Below are 252 nucleotides of genomic sequence, written 5' to 3'. Positions count from 1 at the left end.
ACGATCAACAGCCAGGTCACGAACATGACGGGTTCGCTGGGCGATGCGGTGATGTACGACTCGTCGGCGCACGATTCGGTGACGCTGGGGACGGCAGGTTCGCCGGTGACGCTGCACAATGTGGCAGCGGGCGTGGCCGATACGGACACCGTGAACGTTGCCCAACTGAACACGGTGGGCGCGAAGGGCGACCAGACGGGGGCGACGGTGGCGTCGGCGCTGGGCGGTGGCGCGACGTATAACAGCACGACT

1 protein-coding gene is annotated in these 252 nt (G+C 66.3%); it reads left to right on the top strand.

All coding sequences use genetic code 11. From position 1 onward, the window contains the following. Positions 1-24: 24 nt before the first annotated feature. On the top strand, positions 25-252 hold a 228-nt coding region (locus tag U5775_RS39305; RefSeq protein ID WP_322063483.1), incomplete at its 3' end, for a hypothetical protein.

This window comes from Paraburkholderia sp. J63, from assembly GCF_905220245.1.
In the GTDB taxonomy this organism is placed as follows: domain Bacteria; phylum Pseudomonadota; class Gammaproteobacteria; order Burkholderiales; family Burkholderiaceae; genus Paraburkholderia.
This window is presented reverse-complemented; position numbering and strand designations above follow the sequence as displayed.